This window comes from Streptomyces durhamensis (genome assembly GCF_000725475.1).
GTDB lineage: Bacteria > Actinomycetota > Actinomycetes > Streptomycetales > Streptomycetaceae > Streptomyces > Streptomyces filipinensis.
In genome coordinates this window covers 52,263-72,579 of record NZ_JNXR01000039.1, presented here as the reverse complement: position 1 = coordinate 72,579, position 20,317 = coordinate 52,263, and the positions used below count along the sequence as shown (strand labels likewise).

The following is a 20,317-nucleotide window of genomic DNA, read 5'->3' as shown; positions in this document are numbered from 1 at the left end:
GCGGAACTCTTCCGGATAAGGCTTGGGCACAGCGACATCCTTCCCACCCGCCCTACAAGGCAAGCCAGTTCAGATGTCACCCGATCGTGCAGCAGACCCCGACGAATCGGCGGGGGAAGGCGGGCACGGGCCGTAACCCTGCCGCACCCGTCCCGAATCCAGCAACGGCGTGCCACGCCCCGCTTGATAGCCAGCCGTGGCGAGTTCGTGGCGTGGCAGAGCAGGGACGATCCCGACCAATTTCTTCGGGCGCGACCGGCGCCCATGGCGACCGAGAGAGGGTATGGGGGTTCAGTCGAGGGTGACGACCATCTTGCCGAGGGCTTCTCCGGCCTCCATCGCCCGGTGGGCTTCCACGATCTCGTCAAACCGGAAGACCCGGGTGGGATAAGCCCGGAGGACACCGGCTGCGACTTTGGCGTAGATCTCGTCCAACGGCACGCCACTGAGCGGGAATGCGGGAGTGCCCAGGACGAAGGCGCTGCCGAAGAAGCTGAGCTGGACCCCGCTGGGGAGATCGGTGATCGGGTCGAAGTCCCGCACCGGGTCGAAGCCGCCCAGGAAGCCGAGCTGGCAGACCCGTCCGCGGGGTCGGACCAGGGCCAGCGAGTCACGCAGGACGCTGTTGCCGACGACGTCGAACACCGCGTCGACGCTGACTTCCCGCTCCCTGACCTGGTCGGCGAGCACGCCGTCATCAATGAGCACGTCGGTGGCCCCGAGTTGCTTCAACAGCGGTACGTGCGCCTGGTTCCGGGTCGTGGCGAGCACGGTTGCGCCGTGGTCGATCGCTAGATTGACGGCAGCCTGGCCGAGTGAGGATGTCGCTCCCCGGACCACGATCGTCTCGCCCGGCCGCACGTCCAGATTGCCGAACAGGCCGCTCCACGCCGTCGCGTACACCTCAGGCACCGCGGCGAGGGTGGCCCAGCCCAGCGACGAGTGCACGGCCACCACGTTGGTCGCCGGCACGGTCACCAGTTCCGCGTAGCTGCCGTTGCGGGTCCGGCCCATGCCGCCGAGGATCGCCACCACCGGGGTCCCGGCGGGGAGTTCTCCGGATGGGTCGGCCTCCACCACACCGGCGCATTCGATCCCGGGGACGGCCGCCACCTCGCCCCAGGCTCCCCTGCGCATGTACACCTCGGCGTGGTTGAGGCCGAACGCCTTGATTCGGATCAGCACCTCACCGTCGATGGGTACGGGGTCGGGCAGTTCGGTAGGGATGAGCATCTCGGGGCCGCCGTGGGCGGAAATGACGATGGCCTTCATGTCGTGACTCCGTTCTTGAGCATGTATTCAACTATTGGGGCGAAAAAGAGGGCCACCCGTACGGTGGCCCAAGTGATTGACCGTCAGCCGAGGGCAGTAAAGGCGTTGTCGACGATCGCCCGCAGGAGCGTCTCATCGGGATTCGCCTTTCCGACCACCATCAGCCCCTGGCATGTCGCGACTAGCAGCTTGGCACTGCCGGCACAGTCCAGCGATGCGCGCACCTGGCCCCTGCGAGCCGCGTTCTCCAGCGCGTGGGTCATGCACCGTTCGAGCCGGGCCAAATGGCCGCGTACGACGGCCGCTGCCTCGTCGTCCTCTGCGGCCTTCTCGATCGCCGTGTTGACGAGCAGGCAGCCTTGCCGACCCTCGGGGCTGAGCAGGTCGCGCACTAGGCCGTCGAAGTAGCCGCGGATCTCGGCCACCGACGCGTCCGAAGCCTCCAGCTCGCCCAACTTCTCAGGGACGACCAACCTGGAGTAACGCTCCAACGACTTCAGGAACAGCGCGTGCTTACCGCCGGGGAAGGCACTGTAGAGGCTGCCGGGCTTCACTCCGGTCGCCTTCACCAGATCCTCGATGGACGTCGCCCGGTACCCGCGCTCCCAGAACCGCAGCATGGCCACGTTCAGTACTGACTCGGGCTCGAACTCTCGAGGTCTGGGCATGAGGCAACTATAGATGAGCGGCCATTCAAGAACAAGTGTTGACGTTCGGAGCGGGCGTAGATTGCGGCAATGCGAAGCGTGACCGTCGCTGGTGGCGGGAGACTGCCGCGCTCCGGAAGCACTCGGCCGTCGCCTCCGTGCTGGTCGGTGATTACGCCGTAATCACCGACCACGCAGCCAGCCTTCAAGAGTTCCAAGTAGGAGGTGGCAAAAGGTCGGAAGCGAGGGGGCCCGACCGTCTCTCCTGCCGCGCATGAGGGCGCGTTGCCCGGAGGGGCCGTGTACGCGCACGGTGGAGGACATACTGGTGACTCCCTCTCGTTTCGCGCGGGATGGGTGGCCCGGGGCAGGCGGCTGGTTTGGACGCCTTTGACGCCTGTCCTGGGGCGGATTCAAAACGTGCGGCGCGTGCCGGTCAGGCCGTGGGGGTTCGCCCAGGGCGCGGCCGTCGCCTTGTTCCAGCCGAGGTCCCAGTCGGGCCGCAGCCCCCGGACACCCCAGCCGCTGATCGTGCGGGATCTCCTGCCGGCCCGGTGCAGCAACAGCGACTTGTCGTACGCGTCGTGCGCGGCCTGGCGGGCGGTGAGAGGGCTGTCGGCCAGGCTGACGAAAACGTGGAGATGTGACGGAGCGCTCTTGTTGGCCAGTGAGCTTTGTAATTGGCCACCCCTGCGAGTCGCCTCCGGGGTTACCTCCAGGCACTCGCTGGCACGGCTGAGCCTCGGTGCCCAGCCAGATGCACGTCCGACGGTCTGGCCACTTCTGGACGCCGCGAGACCCGGCACATTGCCCGGCTGCTGTGACTGAGCACCTCAGTTGGCCGTTGCGCCCTTCAGTTGGCCACGCCTGCGCTCAGCACGGCATGGGCCTTCTGGAAGCTCCTGGACTTGCTAGGCTCGGCGCGGCCTCTTCTGTGCGGCACTGGAAGGTAGAGAAGCATGGCAGCAGGCGATCAGAGAGACCTTCCAGGGGCCGCTAACCTGCCGCGATGGCAGGTCTACGGGCTGGTCGCTTTGCTGTTGTTGCTGTCGAACGTGCCCCTGGTGTGTCTCATCGCCCTGTGGCCGGAGCCAGCAGATCTGGCCGGTCCCACCCGACTTCACCTACTGGGCTGGTCCTGGACCGTATCCCCGGAGCGGCGGATTCTTCTGTGTGTGGCGTTCTGCGGCCTACTGGGTGGCTCCATCCGCATGCTGCTCCGCATCCGCGGGGACTTCACTTCCCCAGAGGTCAGAAAATGGTACGTACCGTGGTACTTCCTTACGCCGCCGATCGGCGCGATCCTCGCCGTGGGGTTCTATCTGGTCGTCCGGGGTGGCTTCTTCGCTGCTCCCACATCGGCCGAGAACGTCAACGTTTTCGCGTTCGGCGCCACGGGTGTGCTCGTAGGGCTGTTTGCCGAGGTCGCGACCGAACGGCTGGAGAGTGCGTTCGGTGGTGCATTCTCTGCACGAGATCGCCGAACGCAGGACTCTTCGGATCAAGGCGAGGCAACGAGCCGAGGCGGTGGCCAACTGTGATGCACAAGAAGGCCAACTGAGGCACTCAGTCACAGGAGACGTCGCCCCTGCTGGTCGATGTTCTTGGTCGGGACGCCAACCTCCCAGTAAGACTGAGGCATGTCCCTCCCCTCCTTCCGGTGCTGGTCGTGGCGGAACACCGCGACCGCCCCGGACAGGTGAGGCCGGGGCGGCACGGAGCCGCGGCCCTCGGTCAACGGCGGGGGTTCTTGTAGCCGCGCAGCTCGTCCACGCGGGTCGCGGTGTGCGCGAGGTCGCGGGCGAGGGTGGCGAGCCGCTGGGCGTCGTCGGCGACGGGCTGGGACCAGATGAGGCCGGCGGCGAAGTGGGAGGCGTGCGCGGCCAGTTCCTTGGCTTGATCGGCCAGGTGCTCGCGCTCGGTCTGCAGCGGGTCGGCGAGGGGCACGCGCTCAGGGAGGGGTTGTTCGACCAGCCGCTCCAGGATCACGGCGCGAGCGTCGGTGACGGCGGTCAGGTCGCCGCGGGCGAGCCAGTCGTGGATGGTGTCGTAGCCGGTCAGGTCGGGGCTGTACTTCGCGAACCGGCGGCGGTCGAAGTCGTTCGAGGTGGCCCCGGCCGGGGACAGCTCGAAGATGAGCCGGCCGTTCTTCCAGTCGGGGTAGCAGGTGAGGTCACGGTCGGCGGCGTCGCTGGTGAAGACGGCGGGCCACTCCGGCACGGTGGGCAGCGTCCAGTCGGTGCCGAGGACGTCGGCGAGGACGGCGGTGAGGCGGTCGGGGGCCGTCGTGGTGATGGTGCGGGGCAATGGGTCCTCCTGCGGGGCGGGCTGACGGGGCACCGCACCGTCCCGGCCGGGGAGGGCCGGGGCGGCACGGTGCCGGGTCAGGCAGCGCTCTGCGCGGCGGTGGTGCCGGCGGCTTCGCGTTCGGCGGCGGCCTCGGCCTGCCGGTTCTGCCGGATCACCTTGCCGACGATCTGCCCGGTGACCTTCTCGGCTTCGGCCTCCCAGCCCCCTTCGACCCGGTAGAGAGCGCGGGCCTTGTCCTTGGGCAGGACGTTGACGCCCAGTTCGTGCCGGGTCAGGGCGATGCGGTGGTCCCAGGCGCCCTTGCGTGTCAGCTGGTCGACCTCGACGAACGCCCACACGAGCGTCGAGCCGACCTCGCGTTGGCGGCGGCGCAGCCGCTGGGTGTTGACTAGGACGCGGATCGTGTTGTTCGGGGCGATCACTGCCACCGCGTACAGGTCGTGCGGGCGGGAGGTCAGGGTGAGCGTCTTGCCGTCCCATGCCTCCGGCTTCAGGCCAGCGGCCGCGCTCTGCGACATGACGGCCAGGCGGGACATCCGGTTGGTGGAGGTGACCACCACCTCCACGGCGGCCCACGGGCGTCGGCCGAAGTGCTCCTTCACCAGGCGCTGCGCGGCGGGCACGGTGTCGGAGATGTCGGCGAACAGGCGGCGGGAGGTGAACAGACCGTCGCGGACGACGGTGATCTGGGCGGGCTTCAGGCGGCAGGGCCTTCCGGCTCGGAGGGTCGGCTGTCTGATTGGCCACCGCACCGCCCCGGCCGCGAAAGGCCCGGGGCGGCACAGAGTGCGCTCGACTCGCGGTTCAGCCAGCCGTCGCGATGGCGTCGCGCAGGTGGGTGCGCGCCCAGGTCAGAAGCGAGGGCTGGTCAACGGCCGGGCTGGCCAGCGCGTCGGTGAGGTAGGTGACGGCGGAGCCGAGGTCCTCGCTGCCGTCCTGCCAGTTACCGAGGCTGGACGCGCCCGGGACGTCGCGGACTTGTTCGACCAGCTCGATGAACGCAAACGCAATCGGCTTGGTCGAACGCGGCGGCTGCTCTCCGATGAGAGCGGCGAGGTCGGCAGCGAAGCAGTCGCGGAACGCGGCGAAGGTGTCGGCCTTGGCCTGGGCGGTCACGGGTCCTGATCAGTAATCGAGCCGAATCGTGATGGGCCGCCGGGGATCACCGGCGTGGGTGTGAACAGTGCGGCGGTGCGCGGCGAGGCCGACGGCCCCGCCCTGGATCGGCAGGTGGCAGGCCTCGCAGCCCTGCCACCACTCATCCCCGGCCGGGAGTTCGGCTGGGGTGAGCGGGTGCGGGTGCGGGCCGTCGGCGGCAGCGGCTCACGCCACCGCGTCCGCGTACTGCGCCTCGAGGTCTGCGCGGGCCTCGGGGTCGTCGTCTTGGTCGTCGTCGACGCCGTCGCCGTGGACGGTGCAGATGACGTCCGGCTCGTTGTCCATGGCGCCGGTCAGCGCCTTGTGCAAGTCGGTGACCGAGTAGACCGGCGCCCTCGCCTGCCCGGCGCACTCCGGGTCGACGGGGCAGGGCAGCATGACGTCGAAGCCGAAGCCGAAGCCGAAGCCGAAGCCGAAGCCGAAGCCGAAGTCGCCCTCGCCGTCGACGTCGTCGCGGAACGCCAGGGTGAGGTACTGCTGCCCGAGGCGGATCTCCGCGACGCGGTCCCGGCCGGTCACCAGGCCTGAGCCCGGCCTCCACCGCCACAGCGGCAGGATCTCCGGGCCGAAGAAGCGGCGGACCAGCAGCAGATCGCCCAGGCCCTCGCTGCCGTCGCGCTGGAGGTCGGCCTCCCGGACCTGCGAGAGCCGCTTGAGGAACGGCTCCAGGCGATAGAGGTTGTCGGCGAAACGATGGTGTTGAAGCCTTCGGCTGCCAGCTGCTGGTGCGAGCGAACCATGGCCTGGTGCTGGGCGGGGACGACGTCCTCGGGCACGCGCCGGGCGCACAGTCGACAGGCTTTCGCTGTCCTGGGACAGAACGAGCAAGGTCCGTGGCTCTTCCCGGGCGGCCGCGCCGGACAAGCGATGACCGCTAGCCACCTGACAGTGCGGCTCAACCGGCTCGGCATCCGCACTCGCACCAGCCGCAACACAGCCCTATTGGATCTTGCAGCTCAGATCCCGGCGTCTGTCCTCTGAATAGCCTCAGTTGCCAGTACGCCCCGGGAAAGTGATGTCACACCCATCATGACAGGTCAGAGGGCGTTTTCGTAGGAGGAACGGCACAGGTGACGAGCCTTGTTCGGCCCTCTCTGGGGCACCCAGAATCTCCCCTATGAATCACTCGGGGAAAGTCGATCAGGACGACATCGTCCGAGCGCGGAATGTGCTGCTCGCATCGGGTCGCCGCACGCCGCGCGAAGAAGTCGACGCCTACCAGGTGCTCGCTCAGGTCAGCCCCGCCTCGTACCTGCCGCTCTTGGCCAGGGCACTACAACGCCTGAGCTACGACAGCGATTCCGGTAAAAGGCATGCCTCCTCTCTCGCGCTGTGCGAGGAGGCGGTGGCCGTGGCGCGGTCCATCGATCCGGCCGAACCCGCCCGCGCGGATGTTCTGTACGGGGCCCTCGACACGTGTCAGAGAGAGCTGTACACCGTGGGCCGACGCACCGAAGGACTCGCCATGCGCGCCGAGATGCTCGCCATCAGCCGTGCGCAGGCGGAACTGTCGGGAAAGCCCGTGGTCAAAGGGCTGCGCGAGTGGGCTGCCGGTCTTTCCGAGGAAGGCCGGTACGCCGAGGCTGCCGATGCCATGACCGAGCTGGTCGCAGCGATCCTGCCCGACGGGCCCAGCAGTGGGGGTCTTGCCTGGTCACTGCTGGACTGGACCGCCGCTCTCCACGACGCCGGCCGGCCCAGCGAAGCACTCGCCGCGTTCGAGACACTCGTCAGCATGGAAGCGGCCGAGGCCGCGAACGACCGCGGCCCGATGGCCTGCCATCTCTACTCGCTCATCGGGTACGCACAGATGCTCGAAACTCACGACCGAGACGAGCAGGCGGCCCTCGTGCGGCAAGAGGCACTCGTCTTGCTGACGGAGTTGGCCGATACCGGTGAGCGGAAGTCTTGGAGTGGCTATCAAGCGTCGTTCTGGGCGGTGCTGCTGACCTTCTCCAGCGCCGAAAGCGATCGGCCTGCCGCCGATGGACCGCGTCCGCCTTCGGGGACGGCGCCCATGCAGTGGTCGCCCGATGCCAAGCAGCGCTACTTCGACAGCCGCCATGCCCTCCGGGAGGAAGTGGACGCCCTCGCTTCGCGAGCCACCCAGGATCCGGACCAGCATCTGGCCGAACTGGTCCGCTTGCACCGCCTTCTCACCTTCCGCTCCGCCGTCTACTGGGAGAACCGCACCCATCTGTTCGCGGAGCGAGTGCGCTCCCTGTTCGACGGCGGAGTGGGCCTGGCCCGTCAGCTGTCTCAGCACAACCCGGCGGAGGGAACGCGAACACTGGCCAGGAACCTGATCGATCGATCGACCTTCCACACCGCCGCCGGCGAGTTCAGGGCAGCCCTCGACGACTTCCGCCAAGCCCTGAGCTACCTGGGGGAAGCCAACTAACCCGTGCGGGTCGACGTCCACCCCAGGAGTCGTACACAAGCAGCTCGCGCCAGGCCGAGGAAGGTCGACCATTCCGTAACTCCCAATAGCCCGGGTTACCAGTATCCGGCAGGTCCGGGTACAGCACCGAGGTCATTCGCCGTCTCCTTGCGGGTCGAGGGAGCGGGCGGACCAGGTCAGGCACTGCCCGGCGTTGTCGATCCGTTCGGCTCGCTGCGCGGCGGTGGTGAGCAACTGTGCGACGGAGGCCAGGAACCCGCCGGGCGGGTCGGTGTCCTCGCTCAGTTCGCGCAGGGGCGCGGCGAGTTCGGGGGCGTCGAGGTCGTCGGCGGTGAGGTCGTCCTGGATCTGCTGGAGGGCCAGGGCGGCGATGCCGACCGAGGCGCGGACGCGTTCCAGGCGGGTGCGCGCCATCGCGGCCGCTGTAGCGCCAGGCCGGCGGCGGCCAGGGCGAGAAGGGCCAGAGCGGCCAGGGACAGGTCGACCGCGCGCCGCAGTTTGGTGAACTTGGCGATGGCCAGGACGGACAGGACCCGAATGCGGGCGGCTCGGGTGTCGCCGTCCATGCAGGCCCGGATCTCGTCTTCGTTCAGGCATGCCCAGTACGGGAAGGACGCCTTGTCGTCGCCGCGCAGGCGGGGCCTGACGACCAGGAGGGAACGGCCGGAAGACCCGTTCAACCGCAGCTGCAGCCGAGCGAGGCAGCCGGTTAGCCCAGCGACGTGACGGGGCGGCCCGCCAGACGCGTTCCTCGGCGATCACCTGCCGCCAATCCCAGCTCTGCGGTCCCCTGCCCCGAGGGGCCGAGGTAGTCGTGAAACCCACGTCGGCTTCCAGGCGTAGCTTATCGAGGTTGTGCGCGCCGGCGAACAGGCAGTCCGCAGCGGTGACGTTGCTCAGCCCCAGGCCCGCGACGTTGGCGCGCCGCAAGGACAGCAGCTGCGGTCGCTCGGAGATCTCCTCTCCCAGTAGGCGTTGCCAGGCCCTGGTAGTGCGCTGTTCCGGGGCCGACAGGCGGTCACCGGCCAGCTGGGGGATGCCAGTGAGGATCGATGGCGCAGGGAAGTCGGCGTCGTCCAGCACGACACGGGCCCACCGCAACCGGAGCTGCACGCCGCCGGGGAAGCGTGCACGGCGGCAGGACAGCCCGAGCGTGCTCACCTCGATCCGCACCGGCTGCACGAACTGCGCCTCGTCCAGGAGCAGCCCTCGGTGAGCCAGCAGCGGCCCGAACTGCCGGGTTTGCTCGAACTTGGTTTGCACGAATCTCCCGAGGCCGCGGAAGATCGCCCCGTCGAACCCGGCAGGGCCAGTGAACGTCGCCCCACCGAACCAGGCGGTGCGGGTGAACGTTGCCCCGTCGAACACAGCGCCGCTGGTGAACATCGCACCGACGAACCGGGTGTCGCCGGTGAACGTCACCTCGTCGAACCAGGCAATGCCGGTGAACGTCCCGTAGTCGAACCGGGCGTAGCTGGTGAACGTCGCCTCGTCGAACGCGGCATTGCCGGTGAATCTCGCCCTGCGGAACTCGGCGGGCCCGGTGAATGTCGCCCTGCCGAACTCGGCGGGCCCGGTGAATGCCGCTTCATCGAATGAGGCGAGGCCGGTGAACGTCGCGTCGGAGAACCCGGCGCGCCCGGTGAACGTCGCGCCGTCGAACCGGGCTGGGCCAAGGCGGGGGTAGCCCCAGAAGGTGTTCGGATCTCCGAGCGCATGGAGGAGTGCGTTGAGAAGGGGTTCGGTGAACGGGGTACCGCGGTGGTTGATGTCATCGCCAGGGACGAGGCCGGCGAGGTAGGCGGCACGGTCGACGTCGCTCAGGTGGGCCAAGCATGCGGCGTGATCGAGGACGTGGATGCCGCGGCAGCCGACCGGGTTGGTGACCGGGTCGGCGCCGTGTCCGCAGTACGGCCAGTCGGGCGGCTCCTGCGGAACAACGGGTGGGCTCACTGCCCGCACGAGATTGGTTGCGTCATGCCTCCCATTGTCGGCGGGGCGCCACCTGCGGCCGGGCGGCCTGTCCGGTCCTCGCCCGGCCCCGGTGTGCGGGGTGGGGCGAGGGCCAGGCAGGGCGTCAGATCAGCGGGCGGTGCGGAAGCGGCGGGTGGCCCACGACCGCAGCCGGTCGAAGCAGGTCGGGTGGGTGTGCCGCCAGGCGGTGAGCCACAGGCCGGGCACTGGTGAAGAGTCGGTGTGCCGACCCTGCACTATTCCCCGGCTCTCGAGCGGTCTGGTCGTCCCCAGATATGCAGATCAATGCCCGCCAGCGCGTTCACGGTCGGCTATGTTGAAGCTGCCCATTACACTATGAAACAACAGGACTACTCACCGTGACTGATTCGATCGACGAGCTTGACCCCGAAGTTCAACAGCTCGCCACCAAGGTCTTCGACCTGGCTCGGCATGGAGACACCGACACTCTCGCCGCGTATGTGGACGCTGGTGTGCCGGTCAACCTGACCGACGACCGCGGTGATTCACTGGTCATGCTGGCTGCCTATCACGGTCACCTCGACGCCGTAATCGCACTTCTGGATCGCGGGGCGGACGCGAACCGAGTCAACGGCCGGGGTCAGACGCCTCTGGCTGGAGCGGTGTTCAAGGGTGAGGACGAGATCGTCCGGACCCTGCTGGCGCATGGCGCGGATCCTGCGGCGGGAACTCCATCAGCCGTCGAAGCCGCACGTGTGTTCGGTCGGCAGGGTCTGCTGGAGCTCTTCCGCGGAGAGTGACACTGCGCCACATCGCGATGCTTCTGACGCGGTCACGCGATGTGGCCAGCTCACAGTTACGCCCTGGTCGAGCGCGGCGCGCTCGGCGGGCTCCAGTGCGGCCGCGCATAGGAGGCGGGCGGGGCGAGCTGGCGCCCCTCATCTTTCCCGGCACGCTAATATCACCTTACGTGATTGTTCGATTGCCGTGAGTCACCAAAGCGAGGTGCCTGAGCATGTCTGTCACTCCCATCACGAGCCTCACCCAGTTCAAGGAGATCATCAACGGCTCCAAGCCGGTCATCATCGACTTCTGGGCAGTCTGGGTCGGCCCATGCAGGGCGATCGGTCCGGTGCTGGAAGAGCTCTCGAATGATCCAGGAAACTCCGGGGTCGATTTCTGCAAGGTTGACGTCGACGCGCAGGAGGACATCGCGCGGGAGGTCGGTATCAACGCCATGCCGACCTTCCTGGTCTTCAAGGACGGGGTCAAGGTCGGCGAGCTGGTCGGAGCCAACCCGGAAGGCCTGAAGCAGCTTGTCCAGCGGGGCAACACTCTCTGAGACGGGGACTTTAGCCCTGCCCGGCCCCGTCGTCGTCCTCGTCCAGTCCCGGCGCGTCCAGGGCGGCCACGGGATGATCTTGGTTACTGGGCGAGGTTGCTGACGCGGTTCGCGTACTCGCGGCGGGCCTTTGCGCTGGGCAGGGACGGCAGGGACACCCTGGCCGCCGTCGAGCGGTTGGCAGCGGGCGAGGAGCTGGCGGTGGACCGCGGGCACGCCCGTGATGCGCAGGGTGTAGCACTGGCCTCGACGTACGGTAACCCTGGGACAGCGGCTTCGAGGTATTCCGCCCAGCTGTTCTGGGCGTACTGGGCCCAGACGTAGGCGGTGTGGGGATGCACGCCGAACAGGTCGCTGACGACAATGGGCGGGAGATCGGTGATCGCTTCCACCATGGCCGTGTTGCGGGCGCTGATGCCCGGCAGGCCGTGCTTCCTCATGTAGCTGTGGACGCTGTCCGCACGTCGGGGACGGCTCGGTGGGCGGCCGGGGAAGAAGAAGCCGGGTGTGCCGTCGTGCGGCTGCTGGAGGACGGAAGTGCGGCAGCTAGGGCTGGCGATCTGCTTCTCGATGAGGACGGCGAGCCTGGGCGGCAAGAGGACGGGGTTTCGGTCGATCGTGAGGTAGGCGTCGTCACCGTCCCGATGGAAGCGGTCGGTCGTGAGCTCGACGATGCGCGTGGTGGGCAGGGCATAGAGGCTTGGTCAGGGAGCCGATGATGCGGGCCTCCAGCGGGAGGCTGTCGTCGTTGAGGCAGCGGCGAAGCTGCTGGTTGAGGTTCGTCGCTGTGCAGGAATCGGCTGGGCAGTCCCGACCTCTTCACCGGAACGGTGACCTTGCCCGTCAGGCGGCGGGCCACGGCCCAGCGGATGAACGCCGACAGGCCCCGGACCTGGGAGGAGTTGCTGGTCAGCCAGACGTCGAGAACTTCCTGGCTGAGGTCGGCGAGCGTGATCGAGTTGTCGTCGAGCCAGGTCATGAACTTGATCGCGGTCCGGATATCCGTCGGGTCATTCGCGGCGGCGCCGGCGGTGTAGCGGCCCTTGTCCGCCCGGCGTCGGGCGTCACGAAGGACGCCCCATTCGGCGAACGGGCAGATGACGCGGGCGTGGTGCGGGGGCAGGCCTGCGAGCGCGTCGTTGAGCCAGAGACGCAGGCGGGCGAAGTCCTCCTGTCGCTTGGGCAGGATGCCAGCGGCGACGAGGAGTTCGCGGACGTAGAGGTTTGCCAGACCTGGGGCAGGCCGTCGAGCAGGTCGTGGGTGACTTCCTGGTGTTGTGCGGCGAGGCCCGCCAGCATCCGGGCCGAGTCGCTGCGGCGGGTCCAGGCGATGACAGCGCTGGGGGACTGGGCGGCACCGAGCTGTTCCGCGAGCGGTTGGAGCTGGGGGTGGATGGTGCCGTCCTCGTCGCTGAGGAGTACTGGTGAAGAGGCAATGTTCCGAAGCTGCGCAATTCCTCGGTGCTCGCCGCACCACCCTCCGATAAGAACGACAGCAACCAAGCTGCTGAGCGCACGTTCGCCCGCGACGGTGGTCTCCTGACAACGCCGTATCTTGGGCAAGAGATCGATTGAGTGTTCGGGGGACTTGTGCGGATCGCAGATCACGCTGCCTGGGATCGGGGTTTCCCGGTCAAGTACCTGCTGGTCCGTGAGGACGAGGAGGGCGAGGAGAAGTACTGGGGGCGGTGCGCGAGCGTCGAGGGCATGTTTGTGGACAAGGTGCCACCGAAGCGCGAGGTCTTGACGCTGCGAGGATGCACTCCCACAGGTTCTTTGCGCGATGCCCTGTCGCCAGCCGCAGAGTCGACTGGGCTGCTGGGCGATGTGTGTGTCGAGGTATGGGACGACCAGCAGCCGCTGCAGTGGTGGACCTTGGTGGACGCTGTCGTCCTCGCCAACCAGCCGAACCGAAACGACCCGGCCCTGGTGGATGTCGTCGTGGGGGCCGGGGTCGAAGAGGAACACGCCTGGGACCACACCCTGCCGGTGTCGCCGCAGTTCAAACTGTTCGGGGGAACCACCATGGTCGCCAGTCCCGCTGGACACTGTCTCGGAGTGGATGGGCTGTTTGTCTCGCGCGGGGCCCCGCCATCGACTCCACTGCACCTCATCGGATGCGAAGCCGCTGAACCTTTGCTCGCCGTCTTGCGTCGACCCCGCAAGTGGGACCGGGACTGGGTGCAATTGTGGGCGCTGGACCGCCACGGCGAGGTGATGTACCGCCACAACGTGTACCTGCGAATCGAGAAGACACAGCCGTCTGTGCTCGGAGGCGCCCTCGTCGACATCACACTCGCTGACGGCGGCGACGATCAGCCTCCGCTGTTGGCCCGGCCGATCTGGGAGACCTGGCATCGGGGAGCTCCGACAACCCGCAACCAATGGGCCCCATACTCCACGCAGGGTAGATCCGAGTGGCTTGACCTGACGGCCACCCGCATGAGCGGCCAGCGCCCGGACCGCTCCGGCTGCACCCATCATCTTGACGGCAAGTTCATCACAGACGTGCCCGGCCTTCACTGCGCGATGGCAGAGGCCCTCGTGGGGGCCGGGGGCCACTTCGGCCGGGAGTGGAACGCGTTCAAGGACTGCCTGGGTGGTGGGTTCGGCGTGGCCCTGCCCTTCACCCTGATCTGGCACGATGCGGACGTAGCGCGTCGAGCGCTGGCAGACGTCGTCTCGGACCCTGATGAGGGGCTCTCCTATTTCGAGGACATCGTTCGGCTTCTCAAACGCTGCGGTGTAACCGTCGTTCTTCAGTAGCCGGGGCACTCCGCAGCCCTGATGAAGGTCGGCGATGGGATCGGTGAGTGGATGGTTCCGGCTGGCCGGAGCAGGTCAGCGGATCTCGTTGCGGGTGCGGGCGAAGAACGCCCCGCGCGTGGTGCTCTTGTTGTGGACCTCGATGTGGTGGGTGACCGGACCCTCGAAGACGTTCCTGGTGACGGCGGAGCGCGCCCTGCTGATCGCGCCGCCGATGGCGGTGGCGGCCATGGCCAGACCCGCGAACGGCAGGGTGACCATCAAGATCCCGTTCAACGTGACCGAGGACAGGCCCTGCACCACGAGCCAGGCACCGCAGCCGATGCCGGTGACCCCGGCGCCCACGCCGATGGAGGCCACCGCGATCCCGGCCGCCCAGGCCGGGACGATCCGGTGGTCCTCCTGCTTCACGGGCGGGGTGGTGCCGAAGGCCGGCGGCTCGGTGTCGTCGCGGAACGAGGCGGGGTGGTGGTGTACGGGCTTGCCCGCCCACTCGTCGAGCAGGCGGCGGGCTTCGGCCGCGGCCTCGGACTCGGGCATGCCGGACTGGGTGGTGTGCAGCGGGTCCATCGGGGTTCTCCGATCACGCGGGAAGGGGAGCGCCCTCCTGGCCGTGATGGCCGGGAGGGCGCGTGGGGGAGGGGCGCGCGACGGCGAAGGGCGTCGCCAGAGTCGTGTCCGGCGGCGTCCTTCGGAGTCGCGTGGCAGGGGAGTTGGGCGCTGTAGGTGGGTAGTCACCGGCGTACGCGCTCCGGGCGCCCTCGGACCGACAGGCGCGGGGAATGGGGATCAGGTGGAGTTCGTCTTCCAGTGCGGGTGGTGCGGCGGGGACAACTACTTCGTCGGCAAGCAGGTCGGCTTCTGGGTCGACAAGTGGGAGATCCCGTCTGAGTGGGACTGCCGGTTCTGCGACGGGCTCGACTACACGCCCGACCCGACGTGGACCGAGGCGTAGTCAGAAGCTGGAGATCAGTCCGGCGAGCGAGACCAGGCCGCTGTTGATGGTCGGGGCCAGGCCGGTCGCGGCGAGTGTGAAGCCGAACAGCGTGCAGGCCAGCGCGGAGCCGACACGGACATATCCGCCCTTGACCAGGACGAAGACGATGATGCCCAGTAACACGGCGGCGGAGATGGACAGAGCCACGGTGGTGGTGCTCCTTCGCAACGGGTCGGGTGGGGCCGGCCGCGCTCGGGTAGGCAGGCCCCGGGGATGGGTGGGTGTGATCAGGCGTTGGTGAGGCTCTTGATGGCCTCTAGCGCCTGGCGGGGAGAGGCGACCTGCTGGGAGCGGCGACCGCTGCCCTTGGAGCCGCGCCCGCCTCCGTCCTTGCCTCCGCCGCCGCCGCGCCGGCGGGATCGGCCCTCGCCGTGCCGTAGACACGGGCGACCATGACGGCCGCGATCCTGGCGGCCTCCTTGGCGATGCCGCACTGCTCGGCGCACCGCTGGGCCTGGATCTTCATGCGACCTGCGGCGTCGGCCAGGTCCGTGATCTGCTCGGTGACGCGGATGTCGATGTTGTGGTCGTCGACCAGGTCGGCGGCCATGTCCCGCAGGGCGTCGGCCACCTTTCCCAGAGCCTCCGCGATGGCTTCGGCGCGCTCCTGGTGGGAGGCGGCCTTGATGGCGATGTTCGCCATTTCCACCAGGTACTCATCAAGCGTGATGTCCGTGCGGTGCTGGGCGGCCAGGCCGCTGTGCCCGGACGGCCTGCTGACTTCCGAGCTGCTCACGCTGCTCCCTTCCGTGCTGGTCGGCCGGCTGGTGCCGGGCCGTGCGGTGTGCCGTACCGGCGCGGGCGGCAGGCCCCTCACGCCGGTCGTGACGGCCGCCGGGCCGTCCGCGTCGACGATGCCGTCCTCGCCCTTGGCGTCGGTGCGCGGCGGGCGGGTGGGACGGTCAGGCCACTCCACCGTCGGGATGGAGTCCTCCGCGCCGAACGGGCTGTCCGCCGGACGGCCGCGGCGACCGCACGACCCGTACGACCGCGCCCCGTCCGGCCCGTCCGGCCCGTCCGGCCCGTCCGGCCCGTCCGGCCCGTCCGGCCCGTCCGGCCCGTCCGGCCGGTGCGGCCGGTGCGGCGGGTACGTCCGCGCCGTCCGGCCCGGCCCGTGCCGCCGGTGCGCCGGCGGCGGAACCGCCGCCGCTTCTTCGCACCGTCAGACGCCCCGTCACCGGCCGTTGAGTCGGTGCCTGGCGCATCACCCGCCTTGCCGTCCTTCGCGGCGCTCGAGGCCCCGTCGGGGGCGTCCTTGCCGGTCTTGGCGTCCTTGCCGTCGGTGCCTTTGGCCTTGGACTCCTTGTCCTTGGTCAGGTCCACCTTCTCGGTGCCGGCCACCTTGGCGTCCTTCGCGTCCGCAGCGGCCTTCGCGTCGGCGCGGCGCTCGTCGAAGCGGCGCTGGGCTTCCTCACCGATGGCCTTGCCCAGCGTGGTGCGGCCGGGATCGGCCGACGCCGCGGCTCCCCGCTTCGCCTTCCGTGCCTCCGCCCGCTCCGCCTTCTTGGCCCGGCGGTCCTCCCACGCCTGCTGCCGCTGGGCGCGTGCCTGGTCGCGGTCCTTGCTCCGGTCTGCGACACCGGCGGCGTGCCCGGCGGTGCGCCGTTCCTGCCGTCCGGCCTGCCGGACCCCGGCACGCTCCTGGCGGCCGCGGGCCCGCTCGGCACGGGCGCCGGACGCCGGGCCCTGCTGTTCCCGACCGCTGCCGTCGCCCTTGGAGTTGCCGTTCCTGTCGGGGCCGCCGGAGCCCGTCTGGGAGCTTCTCGAGCCCCCGGACGGCCCGTTGCCCCGAACTGGTTGTACGGCCGTCAGAGGACCGGTCAGTGCCCTTCGTACCGCCCTTGCCGCCCCCGGTCGTTGCGGAGCCGGAACGCCCGTCGGTGCCGCCGGAGTTGGATCCGCGCAGGGCTCCGGACCGGTTCGGCGCCGGACCGGAGCCGTTGCGGGAGGCCCCGTTGCCGCCACCGCCGCGTGAGGACCCGCCTCCGCCGCCGGCCTTCAGGGTGGCGTCGTTCCGGCGATGTGTCCGCCTTGATGCCGATTCAGGCAGCTGACGTGACTGTGGGTTTGCGGACCGGGCTGGAACGGAGGCAGGCACAGCCTCCGAGTGGTCGTGAGGTGTCGAGTCCCTGATCACCATGTCGGTGGCCAGTGGGAATCCTCCAGCCGCGGCCACCGATGGGGAGTCGGGTGGCCGCGTGTTTCGCTACCGTCGGTGACGGTCTCCGGTAGCTCAGGCGTGTGCACCCGCACTCGGCTGCGCTGAGGTCGTGCGGGCCCGGTTCTCGCGGATCTCGTCGTGGTGGGCGGCGGCCCAGCCCACCAGGGACGTGGCGATCTCGTGGAGGCCACGGCCGAGCGGCGTCAGGGCGTACTCGACGCGCGGGGGAACTTCGGCGTAGGCAGTGCGGGAGATCAGGCCGTCCTGCTGGAGTTGGCGCAGGGTGAGGGTGAGCATGCGCTGGGAGATCCCGGGGACTTGGCGCTGTAGGTCGGTGTAGCGCAGCGGGCCCGGCTCCAGGACGGCGATCAGCAGCAGGCTCCATTTGTCGCCGACGCGGTCCAGGACCTCGCGGATGAAGGCCATGTGCTCGGCGGGGATCGCCGCGCACGGCCCGATCGCCGCCGCCCCGGCCGCCTTCGCCCCACCGGCCGCCTTCGCTTCGCGGGTCTGTTCCATGACGCACATTCCTCTCCAGCACGCACACGGATGTGCCTTTTGTACCGCCTTCCATACTGGTCCGCCATGGCGTTACGAACAAGTCGTAAGAATCGGAGGCGCGCGGTGAAGGTGGACATCTGGTCCGAGGTGACGTGCCCCTGGTGCGGGCTGGGCCATCACCGTGTGCAGCGGGCCGTCGAGCGGTTCGAGCACGCGGGCGAGGTGGAGGTGGTCCACCACTCGTTCCCGCTCAGCAGCAGCTTCCCCGAGGACCGCACCTTCTCCGTCCGCGAGGCTCTGCTGCGACGGCACGGTGTGGGCGGCGGTCAGGCCGAGGCGTCGACCCGTCGGATCGAGGCACTGGCCGCAGCCGAGGGTCTGAGCCCCTACCGGGTGCTGGACAACCAGGTCGGCAACACCGACCTGGCCCACGAGTTCCTCGCCCACGCCTCCGCCCAGGGCAAGAACCGTAAAGCGTGGGACGCGATCTTCGACACCTACTTCGGCAAGGCCAGGCCCGTCTTCTCCCCGGACGACCTGCTCGCCCTCGCCGACACCCTGGGCCTGGACCGCGAGCAGACCCGACAGGCCCTTGCCCAGCGCCGCTACCGCGAGCAGGTCCGCGACGACGCGGCCCGCGCTCAGCGCCTCGGCGCGACCGGTGCCCCGTTCATCGTCGTCGACGGCCGGTACGGCGTCCCCGGTGCCCAGGACAGCGACACCCTGCTCGACCTGCTCCGCACCGCTTGGGACGACACCCACCCCCCTCACCCCCGTCGCAGGTGGCGGTGACGCCCCGGTCTGCGGCTCGGACGGCTGTGCCGTCCCCGCACACGGCTGAATCCCCATAGCCCCTGTGATCCAGAACCGAGGAGTCCGATGAACGTCCTGCTGTGGGTCCTGCAGGGACTGCTGGCCGCGGTGTTCGCGATGGCCGGCGTCATGAAGACGACCCAGCCGATCGACAAGCTCGCCGGCACTCTTCCCTACGCCAAGGACCTTGCCCAGGGCACGGTCCGGCTGATCGGCGCGGTCGAACTGGCCGCCGTGCTCGGCCTCGTCCTGCCCGCCGCCACCGGCGTCGCGGTGGTCCTCACCCCGCTCGCCGCCGTCGGCCTCGCGGTGGTGATGGCGCTGGCCGGCACCTTCCACGTCCGCCGCCGGGAGTACAGCGCGATCGGTATGAACGCCGTGCTGCTGGCCCTGGCCGTCGTGGTGGCCTGGGGCCGCTTCGGCCCGTACTCCTTCTGACCTTCCGAATCCGTCCCCGGCCGGCGCCCGCCGTCGGCCCTCCGCCCACGAAAGGCGATGACTCCCCATGACCGACCTGCTCGTCCTCGGCGGCAGCGGCCGCACCGGCACCCACGTCCTGGCGCAGGCCGCCGAACGCGGCCACCGCGTCCGCGCCCTCGTCCGCGACCCCTCCGCCGTCCACGCCCCGACCGGTGTCGAGCTGATCCAGGGCACGCCCGCGAACATCGACGACATCCGCCGGGCCGCCCAGGGCACCCGGGCGGTGATCAGCGTGCTGAACAACGCCCGCGCCTCCGACAACCCTTGGGCCAAGCCGGTCAGCCCGCCGATGTTCATGACCGACGCCGCCCGCAACACCCTGACCGTGATGGCCGAACAGGGCATCCGCCGGATCGTCCTGACCTCCTCACAGGGCGCCGGCGACGACTGGGCCCGCCTCAACCCGCTGGTGAAGGCATTCATCAACCTGTCGAACATCAAGGCCGGCTTCACCGACCACACCGGCGTCGACCAGGTCGTGCGCGCCTCCGACACCGACTGGACCCTCGCCCGCGCCGTCGCCCTCAGCGACAGGCCCGCCACCGGCCCCCTGCGCGCCGGCGACGCCAACGTCACCACGCCCGGACGCTGGATCAACCGGGCCGACCTCGCCCGCTTTCTCCTCGACTCCGTCGACGAGGAGACCTGGATCCGCCGCGCCCCGCTGGTGTGGAACGCCCGCGGCTGACCCACCCCACCTCGAACCTGGTAAAGAGCCAGAACACCCCAAAAAGCCCGAGGAGACATCCCCATGCCCGACACGTCCAAGGTCATCGCCGTCTTCGGAGCCGGCACCGGGCTCGGCGCCTCCGTCGCCCGCCGCTTCGCCCGCGAAGGCTTCCGCGTCGCCCTCGTCGCCCGCCGCAAGGACCGCCTCGACGCACTCGTCGAACAGCTCATCGGCGAGGGCATCGACGCGGCCGGATTCACCGCCGACCTCTCCAAGCCCGCCGAGGTACCCGCCCTCATCGACGTCATCCGCGGACGGTTCGGCCGGATCGACGTCATCGAGTACGGGCCGATCAGCGGTGAGCAGAGCTTCGCCCCCGCCACCAAGCTGGACGCCGTCACCCTGCAGAAGGACAGCCCTCTTCTCCTGTTCACGCCGGTCGAGGTGGTCCGCGCGGTGCTGCCCGAGTGGGCCGAGCGCGGCGACGGCGCGTTCCTGATGACCACCGGCCACACCGCCGTGGAGCCGCGGCCGTACATGAGCGGGGGCCCGCTGATGTCCGCCGCCCGCAACTGGCTGCACTCCCTCAACGGCGAACTCGCCGACATCGGCGCCTACGCCGGCACCCTTTCCATCGCGGCGTTCATCGCGCGCAGCGAGATGGGAGAGATCGCCGCCGCATCACTGCCGGAAGGCGTCGGCCCGCTCGTCGACCCGGACGACCTCGCCGAGCACTACTGGTACCTGTACACCAAGCGCGACCGCATCGAGCAGATCCATCCCGAGCCGACCGCCGGGTAACCCCAGCCCGGACCCCTCGCCACCACGGTTCGGGTCATCCCTCGGCGACGACACCCTGCGTAC

Annotated in this window: 25 protein-coding genes and 1 pseudogene; 11 read left to right on the top strand and 15 right to left on the bottom strand. The window is 69.2% G+C overall.

Annotated elements, in window-relative coordinates:
* Positions 1-291: 291 nt before the first annotated feature.
* The 3 genes from IO33_RS0138085 to IO33_RS50760 form a co-directional block, all read right to left on the bottom strand.
* On the bottom strand, positions 292-1,272 hold the full coding sequence (locus IO33_RS0138085; RefSeq protein ID WP_031173644.1) for a zinc-binding dehydrogenase: 981 nt from the start codon (positions 1,270-1,272) through the stop codon (positions 292-294).
* Between the two features lie 83 nt (positions 1,273-1,355).
* Complete coding sequence (locus IO33_RS0138080) at positions 1,356-1,940, bottom strand: TetR/AcrR family transcriptional regulator (RefSeq protein ID WP_063765857.1); 585 nt, start codon at positions 1,938-1,940, stop codon at positions 1,356-1,358.
* Between the two features lie 392 nt (positions 1,941-2,332).
* Complete coding sequence (locus IO33_RS50760; RefSeq protein ID WP_157857998.1) at positions 2,333-2,482, bottom strand: hypothetical protein; 150 nt, start codon at positions 2,480-2,482, stop codon at positions 2,333-2,335.
* Positions 2,483-2,878: 396 nt separating this feature from the next.
* Between IO33_RS50760 and IO33_RS50755 the strand changes: the two genes are divergently transcribed.
* Positions 2,879-3,460, top strand: a complete 582-nt coding sequence (locus tag IO33_RS50755) for a hypothetical protein (protein ID WP_157857997.1) — start codon at positions 2,879-2,881, stop codon at positions 3,458-3,460.
* Between the two features lie 193 nt (positions 3,461-3,653).
* On the opposite strand, the gene IO33_RS46275 is transcribed toward IO33_RS50755, so the two are convergent.
* The 4 genes from IO33_RS46275 to IO33_RS44925 form a co-directional block, all read right to left on the bottom strand.
* Positions 3,654-4,226 (bottom strand): hypothetical protein, encoded by a 573-nt coding sequence (locus tag IO33_RS46275; protein WP_051927210.1) that lies wholly within the window; start codon positions 4,224-4,226, stop codon positions 3,654-3,656.
* 77 nt (positions 4,227-4,303) lie between these two features.
* Complete coding sequence (locus IO33_RS0138060; protein ID WP_031173639.1) at positions 4,304-4,981, bottom strand: hypothetical protein; 678 nt, start codon at positions 4,979-4,981, stop codon at positions 4,304-4,306.
* Positions 4,982-5,033: 52 nt separating this feature from the next.
* Positions 5,034-5,345: a hypothetical protein gene (locus tag IO33_RS0138050; RefSeq protein WP_031173638.1), complete on the bottom strand. Its 312-nt coding sequence runs from the start codon at positions 5,343-5,345 to the stop codon at positions 5,034-5,036.
* A gap of 207 nt (positions 5,346-5,552) precedes the next feature.
* Entirely contained in the window at positions 5,553-6,176 is a 624-nt protein-coding gene (locus IO33_RS44925; protein WP_425347996.1) for a hypothetical protein, read from the bottom strand.
* Positions 6,177-6,504: 328 nt separating this feature from the next.
* Between IO33_RS44925 and IO33_RS0138040 the strand changes: the two genes are divergently transcribed.
* Positions 6,505-7,788: a hypothetical protein gene (locus tag IO33_RS0138040; protein WP_031173637.1), complete on the top strand. Its 1,284-nt coding sequence runs from the start codon at positions 6,505-6,507 to the stop codon at positions 7,786-7,788.
* A 132-nt stretch (positions 7,789-7,920) separates the two neighbouring features.
* Here IO33_RS0138040 and IO33_RS51875 read toward each other — a convergent pair whose 3' ends face one another.
* From IO33_RS51875 to IO33_RS48330, 3 genes and pseudogenes are all read right to left on the bottom strand, one after another.
* A complete protein-coding gene (locus IO33_RS51875) occupies positions 7,921-8,151 on the bottom strand; it encodes a hypothetical protein (protein WP_245235991.1) in 231 nt (76 codons plus the stop codon).
* Positions 8,070-8,468, bottom strand: a complete 399-nt coding sequence (locus tag IO33_RS53020) for a Pycsar system effector family protein (protein ID WP_245235990.1) — start codon at positions 8,466-8,468, stop codon at positions 8,070-8,072. The genes IO33_RS51875 and IO33_RS53020 overlap by 82 nt, the downstream gene beginning before the upstream one ends.
* A gap of 574 nt (positions 8,469-9,042) precedes the next feature.
* Positions 9,043-9,741, bottom strand: a pseudogene (locus IO33_RS48330) (pentapeptide repeat-containing protein); the annotation flags it as partial.
* A 380-nt stretch (positions 9,742-10,121) separates the two neighbouring features.
* Here IO33_RS48330 and IO33_RS0138025 point away from each other — a divergent pair.
* Both IO33_RS0138025 and trxA read left to right on the top strand, forming a co-directional pair.
* A complete protein-coding gene (locus IO33_RS0138025; RefSeq protein WP_031173634.1) occupies positions 10,122-10,523 on the top strand; it encodes an ankyrin repeat domain-containing protein in 402 nt (133 codons plus the stop codon).
* A 215-nt stretch (positions 10,524-10,738) separates the two neighbouring features.
* The gene (trxA, locus tag IO33_RS0138020; protein ID WP_031173633.1) at positions 10,739-11,065 is read left to right on the top strand and encodes a thioredoxin; all 327 of its coding nucleotides are present in this window, start codon (positions 10,739-10,741) and stop codon (positions 11,063-11,065) included.
* A gap of 83 nt (positions 11,066-11,148) precedes the next feature.
* Here the strand turns inward: trxA and IO33_RS53015 are convergent, their stop codons facing one another.
* On the bottom strand, positions 11,149-11,661 hold the full coding sequence (locus IO33_RS53015) for a hypothetical protein (RefSeq protein ID WP_245235987.1): 513 nt from the start codon (positions 11,659-11,661) through the stop codon (positions 11,149-11,151).
* A gap of 628 nt (positions 11,662-12,289) precedes the next feature.
* On the opposite strand from IO33_RS53015, the gene IO33_RS53010 reads away from it, so the two are divergent.
* On the top strand, positions 12,290-12,493 hold the full coding sequence (locus IO33_RS53010; protein WP_245235986.1) for a hypothetical protein: 204 nt from the start codon (positions 12,290-12,292) through the stop codon (positions 12,491-12,493).
* A gap of 162 nt (positions 12,494-12,655) precedes the next feature.
* Positions 12,656-13,831: a barstar family protein gene (locus tag IO33_RS0138010; protein WP_037686996.1), complete on the top strand. Its 1,176-nt coding sequence runs from the start codon at positions 12,656-12,658 to the stop codon at positions 13,829-13,831.
* A gap of 75 nt (positions 13,832-13,906) precedes the next feature.
* Here the strand turns inward: IO33_RS0138010 and IO33_RS0138005 are convergent, their stop codons facing one another.
* Entirely contained in the window at positions 13,907-14,401 is a 495-nt protein-coding gene (locus IO33_RS0138005; RefSeq protein ID WP_031173630.1) for a hypothetical protein, read from the bottom strand.
* A gap of 223 nt (positions 14,402-14,624) precedes the next feature.
* Between IO33_RS0138005 and IO33_RS51445 the strand changes: the two genes are divergently transcribed.
* Positions 14,625-14,786 carry a hypothetical protein gene (locus IO33_RS51445; RefSeq protein ID WP_167349499.1) on the top strand — a complete coding sequence of 54 codons (162 nt, stop codon included), beginning with the start codon at positions 14,625-14,627 and terminating at the stop codon, positions 14,784-14,786.
* On the opposite strand, the gene IO33_RS0137995 is transcribed toward IO33_RS51445, so the two are convergent.
* The 3 genes from IO33_RS0137995 to IO33_RS0137985 all read right to left on the bottom strand — a co-directional run bounded on the left by IO33_RS0137995 (position 14,787) and on the right by IO33_RS0137985 (position 17,508).
* On the bottom strand, positions 14,787-14,975 hold the full coding sequence (locus IO33_RS0137995) for a hypothetical protein (protein ID WP_031173629.1): 189 nt from the start codon (positions 14,973-14,975) through the stop codon (positions 14,787-14,789).
* 109 nt (positions 14,976-15,084) lie between these two features.
* On the bottom strand, positions 15,085-15,744 hold the full coding sequence (locus IO33_RS53005; protein ID WP_051927208.1) for a hypothetical protein: 660 nt from the start codon (positions 15,742-15,744) through the stop codon (positions 15,085-15,087).
* A 1,317-nt stretch (positions 15,745-17,061) separates the two neighbouring features.
* Positions 17,062-17,508 (bottom strand): winged helix-turn-helix transcriptional regulator, encoded by a 447-nt coding sequence (locus IO33_RS0137985; protein WP_037686993.1) that lies wholly within the window; start codon positions 17,506-17,508, stop codon positions 17,062-17,064.
* Positions 17,509-17,613: 105 nt separating this feature from the next.
* Between IO33_RS0137985 and IO33_RS44910 the strand changes: the two genes are divergently transcribed.
* The 4 genes from IO33_RS44910 to IO33_RS0137965 all read left to right on the top strand — a co-directional run bounded on the left by IO33_RS44910 (position 17,614) and on the right by IO33_RS0137965 (position 20,254).
* Positions 17,614-18,282: a DsbA family oxidoreductase gene (locus IO33_RS44910; RefSeq protein WP_037686990.1), complete on the top strand. Its 669-nt coding sequence runs from the start codon at positions 17,614-17,616 to the stop codon at positions 18,280-18,282.
* An 87-nt stretch (positions 18,283-18,369) separates the two neighbouring features.
* Positions 18,370-18,741, top strand: a complete 372-nt coding sequence (locus IO33_RS0137975) for a DoxX family protein (RefSeq protein ID WP_031173627.1) — start codon at positions 18,370-18,372, stop codon at positions 18,739-18,741.
* Between the two features lie 67 nt (positions 18,742-18,808).
* Positions 18,809-19,471 (top strand): NAD(P)-dependent oxidoreductase, encoded by a 663-nt coding sequence (locus IO33_RS0137970; RefSeq protein ID WP_031173625.1) that lies wholly within the window; start codon positions 18,809-18,811, stop codon positions 19,469-19,471.
* A gap of 63 nt (positions 19,472-19,534) precedes the next feature.
* A complete protein-coding gene (locus IO33_RS0137965; RefSeq protein ID WP_031173623.1) occupies positions 19,535-20,254 on the top strand; it encodes an SDR family NAD(P)-dependent oxidoreductase in 720 nt (239 codons plus the stop codon).
* The last annotated feature ends 63 nt before the right edge of the window (positions 20,255-20,317 follow it).